Origin of the sequence: Mycobacterium sp. KBS0706, assembly GCF_005938675.2 — a bacterium.
Classification (GTDB): domain Bacteria; phylum Pseudomonadota; class Alphaproteobacteria; order DSM-16000; family Inquilinaceae; genus Inquilinus.
In genome coordinates, this window is record NZ_VCCH02000080.1 from 1 (window position 1) to 11,720 (window position 11,720).

Sequence of the window (11,720 nt, forward strand, 5' to 3'; positions counted from 1 at the left end):
GACAGCACGAGGTCGAAGCCGGCCGGGGACAGCTCGAACTCCTGCCGCGCCCGGTACGGGAACGGCCAGGCATCGGCGGCGTAGTCGTCGACCAGCACGCAGCGCGTGGCCGACCGCTCCAGCACCGTCCAGGGCCGCTGCCAGCCATGGCCGTGCAGTTGGTGCCGTTCGCGCGTGTTCAGGGGCAGCGCCACCTCCCGCCCCCGGAAGCGGAAGCGGCCCTCGCGGATCCGGTTCGAGAACGGGGTCAGCGGGAAGTTGGCGAGGCCGAGCGGGCTGCCCGCCGCCAGCGCCTCGGAGGCGGCCGGGCGCAGCCAGTCTCGCCGTGCATCCCCACTGCCGGTCCAGTATGCGGCGATGCCGCCGCCGATCGCCGGCACGATGTCGACCCCGCTGTCGCCCGCCCGCAGTTGCACCGTCTCGACCGTCATTCCATCCTCCCGTTGCGCTGCCCTGGCCGGCCATGATCGGCAATGCTTGACGCCGATCCGCCGAGGGCTCAATACTCTCATTTGTATGATGAATAACAAGGAGCGCGGTCGGCAAGCCAGATCGCGCCGTTGAGGAAAGGCCGTGGTCGAGAAGAGCGGAGAGAATGTCGTTCGTGCGGACGGCATGCGGATGGCCCGTGGCAGGACTGCCCGGCGCGACCCCGACCTGCGTATCGACCGGAACGTGATCGTCGGACCGACGGAAGGCGGCGGAGCCGGGACGCTGCGGCGCCCGAGCGGCTTCGGCCGCGTCTGACCGGCAGCAGGAAAGGGGAACAGATGTCCGGGCCGGAGAGACCAGTCGGGGAGAGATCGATCGCGATGGCCGCTGCGGATGCGACATTGGCCGGGACTCCGGCGCTGCGCCGCGGCCGGCGCCCGGCAGCGGCCGCAGGCATCGCCGACCAGCCGCATGGCGGCAGCAAGACCTTCTCGCGCCGGTCGCTGCACGGCCAGATCGCCTACGACATCGGCACCCGGATCGTGCGCGGCGACATCCAGCCCGGCACCGTGCTGCCGAACGAATCCGACCTGTCGGCCCAGTTCTCGGTCAGCCGCACCGCGCTGCGCGAGGCGATCAAGGTGCTGGCGGCCAAGGGGCTGGTCGAATCCCGCCCCAAGACCGGCACGCGGGTGCGGCCGCGCGGCGAATGGAACATGCTGGACCCGGACCTGCTGGCCTGGCAGTTCGCGACCCAGCCGATGGAGCAGCTGGCCAAGGACCTGTTCGAGATCCGCCAGATCATCGAGCCGGCGGCGGCGGCGATGGCGGCAGAGCGCGGCGACGACGGCCAGCGCGAGGCGATCAGCCGCGCCTTCGCCGATATGGAGGCGGCGCCGGACGGCGACGCCTCGGTCGAGCCCGACCTGCGCTTCCATCAGTCGATCCTGGTGGCATCGAACAACGAGTTCCTGCAGCCGCTGGGCGCCCTGATCGAGACCGCCATGGCGTCGAGCTTCCGCGTCACCAACAACGAGCCGGGGGCCCTGCAGGTATCGCTGCCGCGCCACCAGGCGGTGCGCGACGCCATCCTGGCGCGCGAGCCGGAGGAGGCGCGCCGGGCGATGCGGATCCTGCTCGAGGACGCGGTGCAGGACATGCGCCGCGCCCTGCCGCACATCAAACCGAAATCCTGATCACAGCCTAGCCAACAAGGACCCTTCGCAATGGCTGACGACGCCAGCAGCAGCAACAACAACAAAAAGCGTTACCGCTCCTCCCATTGGTTCGGCACCCACGACAAGGACGGCTTCCTGCACCGCAGCTGGATGCGCAACCAGGGCCTGCCGGACCATGTGTTCGACGGCCGGCCGGTGATCGGCATCTGCAACACCTTCTCCGAGCTGACCCCCTGCAACGCCCATTTCCGCAAGCTGGCGGAGCATGTGAAGCGCGGCATCTGGGAGATGGGGGGCTTCCCGGTGGAGTTCCCGGTGTTCTCGACCGGCGAGACCAATCTGCGGCCGACCGCGATGCTGTACCGCAACCTCGCGGCGATGGATGTCGAGGAGGCGATCCGCGCCAACCCGATCGACGGCGTCGTGCTGATGACCGGCTGCGACAAGACCACGCCGTCGCTGCTGATGGGCGCCGCCAGCTGCGACGTGCCGGCGATCGTCGTCTCCGGCGGCCCGATGCTGAACGGCCGCTACCAGGACCGCACCATCGGGTCGGGCACCGCCGTCTGGCAGTTCGACGCCGACGTCAAGGCCGGGGTGATGAGCCTGCAGCAGTTCATGGAGGCCGAGGCCGCGCAGTCCCGCTCCGCCGGGCACTGCATGACCATGGGCACGGCCAGCACCATGAACTCGATGGCCGAGGCGCTGGGCACCAGCCTGACCGGCTGTGCCGCGATCCCGGCGGTCGACGCCCGCCGCTACGTCATCGCCCATATGACCGGCCGGCGCATCGTCGAGATGGTGCATGAGGACCTGCGGATCTCGAAGATCCTGACCCGCGAGAACTTCCTGAACGCGGTGCGCGTCAACGGCGCCATCGGCGGGTCGACCAACGCCGTCATCCACCTCCTGGCCCTGGCCGGCCGCGTCGGCGTCGACTTCACCCTGAAGGACTGGGACGAGTTCGGCCGCGACGTGCCGACGCTGGTCGACCTGATGCCGTCCGGCCGCTTCCTGATGGAGGATCTCTACTACGCCGGCGGCATCCCGGCGGTGACCCGGGCGCTGGGCGAGAACGGCATGCTGTTCAAGGACGCCCCGACCGTCACCGGCAAGTCGATGTGGGAGAACGTCAAGGCCGCCGCCAACTGGAACCCGGAGGTGATCCGCCCCTGGGACAACGCGCTGGTCAAGCAGGGCGGCATCGTCGTGCTGAAGGGCAACCTGGCGCCCGACGGCGCCGTGCTGAAGCCCTCCGCCGCCACGCCGGAGTTGATGCAGCACCGCGGCCGCGCCGTGGTGTTCGAGAGCATCGAGCACTACAAGGCGCGCGTCGACGACCCGGATCTCGACATCGACGAGACCTGCGTCATGGTGCTGAAGAACTGCGGCCCGAAGGGGTATCCGGGCATGGCCGAGGTCGGCAACATGGCGCTGCCGCAGAAGGTGCTGAAGAAGGGCGTGCGCGACATGGTCCGCATCTCCGACGCCCGGATGAGCGGCACCGCCTACGGCACCGTGGTGCTGCACACGGCGCCGGAGGCGGCGGCCGGCGGCCCGCTGGCCCTGGTGCAGGACGGCGACATGATCGAGCTGGACGTCGCCGGCCGTCGGCTGCATCTCGATGTGCCCGAGGCGGAGCTGGCGGAGCGCCGCAAGCGCTGGTCGCCGCCGGAGCCGACGATGAAGGGCGGCTACCAGGAGCTGTATGTCCGGCACGTGATGCAGGCCGACAAGGGCGCCGACCTGGACTTCCTGGTCGGCAGCCGCGGCCACGCCGTGCCGCGCGACAGCCACTGAACTCGATCGGGGCCCGTCCCGGCCGGGGCGGGCCTTTTCTTTGCAGACGGACATCATGACCGAATACGCGATCTATCCGTCGCTGCGCGACAAGCCGGTCTTCGTCACCGGCGGCGGCAGCGGCATCGGCGAAAGCATCGTCGAGCATCTGTGCCGCCAGCAGGCGCGAGTGTTCTTCGTCGACATCGCCGAGGCGGCGTCGACCGCCCTGGTCGACCGGCTGAAGGCCGAGGGGCTGGCAGTGCCACAGTTCCGGCATTGCGACCTGCGCGACATCGCCGACCTGCGCGCCGCGGTGGCCGAGGCGCAGAAGGCGATCGGCCCGATCCGCGTCCTGATCAACAACGCGGCGCACGACCAGCGCCACGCGCCGGAGACGGTCGAGCCCGACTATTGGGACGAGCGCATGGCGGTGAACCTGCGCCACCAGTTCTTCGCCGCCCAGGCGGTGCAGCCGGGGATGCGCGATGCCGGCGGCGGCTCGATCATCAATTTCGGCTCGGTCTCCTGGCGGTTGCGCCAGGGCGGCATGCCGGCCTACACCGCGGCCAAGGCGGGGGTGGAGGGGCTGACCCGCGGCCTGGCCCGTGACTGGGGCCCGCAGCACATCCGGGTCAACACCGTGATGCCGGGCTGGGTCATCACCCAGCGCCAGAAGGATTTGTGGCTGACGCCGGAGGCGGATGAGGAGCGCCGGAAGGGGCAGTGCATCCCCGACCAGGTGCTGCCCGTGCATCTGGCGCAGATGACCCTGTGGCTGGCGGCGGACGACAGCGCCATGTGCACCGGCCAGACTTTCGTTGTGGACGCCGGCTGGGCGTCGGGACTGTGAGGCGGAAATGAACCTGATCCAACTGCGCACCAAGGCCGGCGAGCGGCGCGTCGGCATCGTCTCGGGCGGAGACACGCTGAAGCTGCTGTCCGCCTTCGACACCACCTACGACCTGGCCCAGGCGGCGATCGCGTCGCGCAAGACCATCGCCGAGCTGGCCGCGGCCGATGACGGCGCCGGCACCGACTCCTATGACGCGGTGATCGCCGAGGCCCGGCTGCTGCCGCCGCTGGACCATCCCGATCCGGCGCATTGCATCGTCACCGGCACCGGCCTGACCCACCTCGGCAGCGCCGACGCCCGCGACCAGATGCATAAGAATCTCGGCGAGGCCGAGAAACTGACCGACAGCATGAAGATGTTCCGCGACGGCCTGACCGGCGGCAAGCCGGCCGGCGGCGAAACGGGCGGCAAGCCGGGCGTGCAGCCGGAGTGGTTCTACAAGGGCGACGGCTCGATCGTCGTCGCCGGCGAGCAGCCGCTGACCATGCCGTCTTTCGCGCTGGACGGCGGCGAGGAGCCGGAAATCACCGGCTGCTACCTGGTCGGGCCGGACGGCACGCCGTGGCGCGTCGGCTTCACCGTCGGCAATGAGTTCTCGGACCACATCACCGAGCGTCAGAACTACCTGCTGCTGGCGCATTCCAAGCTGCGCCAGTGCTCGGTCGGGCCGGAGCTGCTGGTGGGCAAGCTGCCGGAAGACATCCGCGGCACCAGCCGCATCACCCGCGGCGGCAAGACGATCTGGGAGAAGCCGTTCCTGAGCGGCGAGGCCAATATGAGCCACTGGATCGCCAATCTCGAGCACCATCACTTCAAATACGCGCTGTTTCGCCGGCCGGGCGACGTGCATCTGCACTTCTTCGGCACGGCGACGCTGAGCGTCACCGACGGCATCAAGCCGGAGCCGGGCGATCGCTTCGAGATCGAAGCCAAGGCTTTCGGCCGCGCCCTGCGCAACCCCCTCGCGCGCGCGCCGGAGGAGACGGTGACGGTCCGGGCGCTGTAGGCTCGGGCCGGATCCCTTTTCTGTCATTGCCGGGCTTGACCCGGCAATCCAGAGGGTGTCGACAGACACTGGATGCCCGGGTCAAGCCCGGGAATGACAGTTCAAAAGAGCGGAAGCACCGCCTCGGGCGGGCCGGAACACGGGGAAACGCGGATGAACAGGATCGATCTCGACGGCAAGCTGGCCGTGGTCACCGGCGGGGCGCAGGGCATCGGCCGGGCGGTCGCCGAGCGCTTCATCGCCTCGGGCGCCCAGGTGGTGCTGTGGGACCGCGATCAGGCGCTGGTCGAGGCGACGGCCAAGACGATCGGCGCCACGGGCGTCGCCATCGACGTCACCGATGCCGCAGCGGTCGCCGCGGCGGTGGAGGCCCAGGGCCGGATCGACATCCTGATCAACAATGCCGGCATCGCCGGTCCTTCGGTGAAGACCTGGGACTATCCGATCGACACCTGGCGCCAGGTGATCGAGCTGGACCTGAACGCCGTCTACTACTGCTGCCGGGCGGTGGTGCCGGGCATGATCGCCCGCAACTACGGCCGCATCGTCAACGTGTCCTCGATCGCCGGCAAGGAAGGCAACCCCAACGCCAGCGCCTATTCCGCCGCCAAATCGGGCGTGATCGCCCTGACCAAGTCGCTGGGCAAGGAGCTGGCGGGCCACGACATCGCGGTCAACTGCATCACCCCGGCCACCGCCAAGACCCGGATCCTGGAGCAGATCAGCCAGGAGCATATCGACTACATGCTGTCGCGCATTCCCCGCGCCCGGTTTCTGAAGGTCGAGGAGGCGGCATCGATGGTGGCCTGGCTGTGCTCGGCCGAGAACAGCTTCACCACCGGCTCCGTCTTCGACCTGTCGGGCGGCCGCGCGACCTACTGAGCCGGGTCTGCGATGGCCGACCCCGAACTGCTGGCGGCGCTGCGCCGGATGGGGCTGGCCGGGCCGGACGAGACGCCGCGCTTCACCGCGCTGACCGGCGGCGTCTCCTCCGACATCTTCAGGGTCGACCTCGCCGCCGGCTCGATCTGCGTCAAGCGCGCCCTGGCGAAGCTGCGGGTGACCGCCGACTGGCGGGCGCCGGTGGCCCGCAACCTCTACGAGGCGCGCTGGATGCGGGTCGCGGCCGGGATCGTACCGCAGGCAGTGCCGCGGCTGCTGGGCCAGGACGAGGCGGCCGGCGCTCTGGCCATGGCCTATCTGGCGCCGGAGGACCATCCGGTGTGGAAGGCCGAGCTGCGGGATGGCCGCACCGACCCCGCCTTCGCCGCCGAGGTTGGGCGGCGCCTCGCGGCCATCCATGCCGCCACGGCGGCGGATCCGGCCCTGGCCGCCGAGTTCCCGACCGACGCCATCTTCTACGACATCCGGCTGGAACCCTATCTGGTGGCGACCGCGGCCGCCCATCCGGACTGCGCCGCGGCCCTGCACGCGCTGGTCGAGACCACGCGGACGACCAAGCGGGCGCTGGTGCATGGCGATGTCAGCCCGAAGAACATCCTGGCCGGGCCGCAGGGGCCGGTGTTTCTCGACGCCGAATGCGCCTGGTGGGGCGAACCGGCCTTCGACCTGGCTTTCTGCCTGAACCACCTGCTGCTGAAGGGGCTGTGGCGGCCGGAATCGGCGCTGGATTTCCTGGCCTGCTTCGATGCGCTGTCGGAGGCGTATCTCGCCGGCGTGGACTGGGAATCGGCCGATGCCTTCGAATCCCGCGCCGCCCGGCTGCTGCCCGGCCTGTTCCTAGCCCGGATCGACGGCAAGTCGCCGGTCGAGTACCTGACCGATGCGGCGCAGAAGGACCGCGTGCGCTGCGTGGCCCGCGCCCTGCTGCTGGACCCGCCGGGGACGTTGTCGGAGGTCCGGGCGGCATGGGCGCGAGAGCTCGGCCTGTGACGACCTCACCAACCCCAATATATCTTTGTCCCCCCTCCCCTCGCGGGAGGGGGCTAGGGGGAGGGGGTTGGCTCCGCTCGCAACCGGCGCGGCCTTGTCTGAGGTATCAGCTGGAGCCCAGCCGACCACCGGCGACCTGCTCCAACGGCAAGAACCCCCTCCCCCTGCCCCCCTCCCGCAAGGGGAGGGGGGACTATGATGGGATGCGTCGGGAAACGGCGAGGAACCAAGCACTATGACCCGCACCACCATCGCCGGGATCCGCGGCCGGCGCGTCTGGGACAGCCGGGGGCGGCCGACGGTCGAGGCCGAGATCCGGCTGGAGGGCGGTGCTACGGGCCGCGCCATCGCCCCGGCCGGCGCCTCCACCGGCTCCGGCGAGGCGCGGGACAAGCGCGACGGCAGTGCAGCCTTCGGCGGCCATGACGTGCAGGGTGCGGTCGCGGCGGTGAACGGCGAGATCGCCCGCGCCCTCGCAGGCTTCGACGCCGCCGACCAGGCCGGGTTGGACCGGGTGCTGATCGAGCTCGACGGCACGCCCGACAAGGCCCGGCTGGGCGGCAACGCCACCATCGCCGTGTCGATGGCCACGGCCCATGCCGCCGCTGCCGCCGCCGGCCTGCCGCTGTGGCGCCATCTCGGCGGCGACGCGGCCACGCTGCTGCCGCTGCCCGAGATCCAGATCTTCGGCGGCGGTGCGCATGCCGGACGGCGGCTGGACGTGCAGGATTTCCTGGTGGTCTGCCCCGGCGCCGGCAGCTTCGCCGAGGCGCTGGACTGGACTGCCGAGGTCTACCGTGCCGCCGGGTCGCTGATGGCCGATGCCGGCAAGCTGTACGGCGTCGCCGACGAAGGCGGCTTCTGGCCCGTTTTCGCCGACGCGGCCGAGGCGCTGGACATGCTGCTCCGCGCCATCGAGCGCGCCGGCCGCCGGCCCGGCGAGGAGGTGGCGATCGCGCTGGACGTCGCCGCCTCGGAGTTCGGCCGCAACGGTCGTTACCGCTTCGAGGGGCGCGAGCTCGACACCGGCGAGATGGTCGACCTCGTCGCCGGCTGGACCAAGCGCTGGCCGATCGTCTCGGTCGAGGACCCGGTGGCGGAGGACGACGCCGCCGGCTTCCGCGCCATCACCGCCGCGATCGGCGACCAGGTGCAGGTGGTCGGCGACGACTTCCTGGTCACCGACGCGGCGCGGGTGCGCGACGCCGCGACGGCGCAGGCCTGCACCACCGTGCTGATCAAGCCGAACCAGCGCGGCACCCTCACAGAGACCAAGGCGGCCTGGGAGGCGGCGCAGGCAGCCGGCCTCGGCGGCATCGTCTCCGCCCGCTCGGGCGAGAGCGAGGACACCACCATCGTCGATCTCGCGGTCGGCTGGGGCGTCGGCCAGCTGAAAGTCGGCTCCTTCGCCCGGTCGGAGCGGATGGCGAAGTGGAACGCGGCGCTCAGGATCGAGGAGGCGTTGGGCTGCCGCGCCATCTTCGCCGGCCGAAGCGTCTTGCGCGGGTGACCGGTCTGGGCTGTTCTGCGCGTCCCGCAACCGGATGAGTCCATGAGCCTCGCCTCGCTGCTCGCCCAGATCGATCTGCGCATCCTCGGCCTCGCCATCCTGCTGGTGGCGCTGCTGACCCTGCTGGTCACAGCGATCCGCCGGCCGAGGCTGGATCTGGCGCCGCTGGGCGGCGCGATCGAGGATCTGCGCCGCGACCTGGCCCGGGTGGAGCAGGAGCTGCAGACGGCGGAGCGGCGCGGCGAGGCCTCGGCCGAGGCGCGGGACAGCCGGCAGCGGCAGGAGATCGCGTCGTCGCTGCGCCACACCGGCGAGACCCTGGTCGGCGCCATGAAGGCGATCGGCGAGACCCAGCAGAGCCGGCTGGACACCGTCGCCGCCCGGCTGCAGTCGCTGTCGGACTCGATGGCGCAGAGCCAGAACCGGCTGCGCGAGACCATGGACCTGAACCTGCAGTCGCTGCGCCAGGAGAACGAGGCGAAGCTCGAGCAGATGCGCGCCACGGTCGACGAAAAGCTGCAGGCGACCTTGGAGGCGCGGCTGCAGACCCAGTTCCAGACCGTCAGCGAGCGGCTGGAGCGGGTGCATCAGGGCCTGGGCGAGATGCAGGTTCTGGCCGGCGGCGTCGGCGACCTGAAGAAGATGCTGTCCGGCGTGAAGACCCGTGGCACCTTCGGCGAGGAGCAGCTGGACGCCCTGCTGGAACAAGTGCTGACCGAGGACCAGCTGGTGCGCAACGCCCGGCCGCGCGCCGACAGCACCGAGACGGTGGAGTTCGCCATCCGCTTGCCCGAAGGCGTGCTGCTGCCGGTCGACAGCAAGTTCCCGCAGGAGGATTACGAGCGGCTGATCCTGGCGGTCGAGGCTGGCAACGCCGAGGCCGCGGCCAAGGCCGGCACGGCGCTGGAGCGGCGGATGCGAGAGGAGGCCAAGCGCATCGCCAGCAAATACATCTGCCCGCCGGTCACCACCGATTTCGCCGTGCTGTTCGTGCCGACCGAGGGGCTGTTCGCCGAGGTGCTGCGCCGCCCCGGCCTGCGCGAATCGATCCGCGAGCAGCACCGCGTCACCATCCTGGGCCCGACCACGCTGGGCGCCTTCCTGTCCAGCCTGCGCATGGGCTTCCGCACCCTGGCAATCCAGGAGAAATCGGCCGAGATCTGGCAGGTGCTGGGCGCGGTGAAGACTGAGTTCCGCACCTATGGCGAGCTGATGACCAAGGTCGAGAAAAAGCTGCAGGAGGGCCAGAACGTGATCCACCAGATCGGCGTCCGCAGCCGCGCCATCCACCGCAAGCTGCGCGAGGTGGAGGAGTTGCCGATGGACCGGGCCGCGCCGATCCTTGAACTCAACGCGCCGGAGGCCGAGATGCCGGCAGCGGAAGAAGACTCGCCATAGCCCTGTTGCATCGGAAGGCCGCGGGCCCTATCCAGTCATCATTCATCCGACAATAGGTCGAGAGAGGAAACCATGAGCGTCCACGCCAACTACATCGCCGGCTCCTGGGTCGAGGGCCCGGACGCGTCGAAGAACGTGAACCCGTCGGACCTGTCGGACGTGGTCGGCGAATACGCCCGCGCCGACCGCGCCCAGGCGGAGCAGGCGATCGCCGCGGCCCGTGCCGCTTTCCCGAAATGGTCGATGACCACGCTGCAGGAACGGCACGATCTGCTCGACAAGATCGGCAACACCATCCTGGCGAAGAAGGAAGAGCTGGGCCGCCTGCTGTCGCGCGAGGAGGGCAAGACCCTGCCCGAGGGCATCGGCGAGGCCGCCCGCGCCGGCCAGATCTTCAAGTTCTTCGCCGGCGAGGTGCTGCGCATCCAGGGCGAGAAGCTGGCGTCCGTCCGCCCCGGCATCGATGTCGAGATCACGCGTGAGCCGATCGGCGTCATCGGCCTGATTACGCCGTGGAACTTCCCGATCGCGATCCCGGCCTGGAAGCTGGCCCCGGCTCTGGCCTACGGCAACTGCGTCGTGTTCAAGCCCGCGGACCTGGTGCCGGGCAGCGCCTGGGCCCTGTCGCAGATCATCGTCGATTCGGGCGTCCCGGCCGGCGTGTTCAACCTGGTGATGGGCCGCGGCTCGGTGGTCGGCGAGGCCTTCGTCGCCAGCAAGGATGTCGACGCCATCACCTTCACCGGCTCGGTCGGCACCGGCCGCGGCATCGCCGTGCGCTGCGCCGAGAACGGCAAGAAGGTGCAGCTCGAGATGGGCGGCAAGAACCCGATGGTCATCCTCGACGATGCGGATCTGAACACCGCCGTCGGGGCCGCCACCAACAGCGCCTTCTTCTCCACCGGCCAGCGCTGCACCGCCTCGTCGCGCCTGATCGTGACCGAGGGCATCCATGACCGCTTCGTCGCGGCGATGACCGAGAAGCTGAAGACGCTGAAGGTCGACAACGCGCTGAAGCAGGGCACCGAGATGGGCCCGGTGGTGGACCAGAGCCAACTGGACCAGGACCTGTCCTACATCGACATCGGCGTCAAGGAAGGCGCCAAGCTGGCCTTCGGGGGCGAGCGGCTGAACCGCGAGACCGAGGGCTTCTACCTATCCCCGGCGCTGTTCACCGAGACCACAAACGACATGCGGATCAGCCGTGAGGAGATCTTCGGGCCGGTCGCCTCGGTGATCCGGGTCAAGGATTACGAGCAGGCGCTGGCGACGGCGAACGACACCGAGTTCGGCCTGTCCGCCGGCATCGCCACCTCGAGCCTGAAGCATGCCAGCCACTTCAAGCGGGCCAGCCAGGCCGGCATGGTAATGGTGAACCTGCCGACCGCGGGCGTGGACTACCACGTGCCGTTCGGCGGCCGGAAGGGCTCCAGCTACGGCCCGCGCGAGCAGGGCCGCTACGCCGCGGAGTTCTACACCGTGGTGAAGACCGCCTATACCTTCCCGGGCTGATCTCGTCGGGGAACGGAATGCGGAAGGGTCCGGCCGGCGACGGCCGGGCCCTTTCTGTTTCGCGTCGATCGAGGATGGAGCGCGTCGCCTCTCCCGCTTGCAAGACCTTTCCAGAACACCGCTCCATCCTCTTTTCGTCATTCCCGCGAAAGCGGG

General features: G+C 69.9%; 10 protein-coding genes and 1 pseudogene. 10 read left to right on the top strand and 1 reads right to left on the bottom strand.

The annotated features are described in order from the left end of the window. Nucleotides 1–431: pseudogene (locus tag FFK22_RS43320) on the bottom strand (hypothetical protein); the annotation flags it as partial. A gap of 142 nt (nt 432–573) precedes the next feature. Here FFK22_RS43320 and FFK22_RS43325 point away from each other — a divergent pair. The 10 genes from FFK22_RS43325 (at nt 574) to FFK22_RS31415 (ending at nt 11,564) form a co-directional block, all read left to right on the top strand. Further along, a complete protein-coding gene (locus FFK22_RS43325; protein ID WP_186002744.1) occupies nt 574–747 on the top strand; it encodes a hypothetical protein in 174 nt (57 codons plus the stop codon). Between the two features lie 65 nt (nt 748–812). Next, on the top strand, nt 813–1,628 hold the full coding sequence (locus FFK22_RS31375) for a FadR/GntR family transcriptional regulator (RefSeq protein WP_138888015.1): 816 nt from the start codon (nt 813–815) through the stop codon (nt 1,626–1,628). A 30-nt stretch (nt 1,629–1,658) separates the two neighbouring features. After that, nucleotides 1,659–3,410 (top strand): IlvD/Edd family dehydratase, encoded by a 1,752-nt coding sequence (locus tag FFK22_RS31380; protein WP_138888016.1) that lies wholly within the window; start codon nt 1,659–1,661, stop codon nt 3,408–3,410. 55 nt (nt 3,411–3,465) lie between these two features. Continuing rightward, the gene (locus FFK22_RS31385; RefSeq protein WP_138888017.1) at nt 3,466–4,242 is read left to right on the top strand and encodes an SDR family NAD(P)-dependent oxidoreductase; all 777 of its coding nucleotides are present in this window, start codon (nt 3,466–3,468) and stop codon (nt 4,240–4,242) included. A gap of 7 nt (nt 4,243–4,249) precedes the next feature. Next, nucleotides 4,250–5,251: an AraD1 family protein gene (araD1, locus tag FFK22_RS31390; protein ID WP_138888018.1), complete on the top strand. Its 1,002-nt coding sequence runs from the start codon at nt 4,250–4,252 to the stop codon at nt 5,249–5,251. A gap of 153 nt (nt 5,252–5,404) precedes the next feature. Further along, entirely contained in the window at nt 5,405–6,133 is a 729-nt protein-coding gene (locus tag FFK22_RS31395; RefSeq protein ID WP_138888019.1) for an SDR family NAD(P)-dependent oxidoreductase, read from the top strand. Between the two features lie 12 nt (nt 6,134–6,145). After that, nucleotides 6,146–7,144 (top strand): phosphotransferase family protein, encoded by a 999-nt coding sequence (locus tag FFK22_RS31400; protein ID WP_138888020.1) that lies wholly within the window; start codon nt 6,146–6,148, stop codon nt 7,142–7,144. A 235-nt stretch (nt 7,145–7,379) separates the two neighbouring features. After that, entirely contained in the window at nt 7,380–8,654 is a 1,275-nt protein-coding gene (gene eno, locus FFK22_RS31405; protein WP_138888021.1) for a phosphopyruvate hydratase, read from the top strand. Between the two features lie 42 nt (nt 8,655–8,696). Next, complete coding sequence (gene rmuC / locus FFK22_RS31410) at nt 8,697–10,052, top strand: DNA recombination protein RmuC (RefSeq protein WP_138888022.1); 1,356 nt, start codon at nt 8,697–8,699, stop codon at nt 10,050–10,052. Between the two features lie 72 nt (nt 10,053–10,124). Next, entirely contained in the window at nt 10,125–11,564 is a 1,440-nt protein-coding gene (locus FFK22_RS31415) for an aldehyde dehydrogenase family protein (protein ID WP_138888023.1), read from the top strand. Nucleotides 11,565–11,720 lie beyond the last annotated feature (156 nt).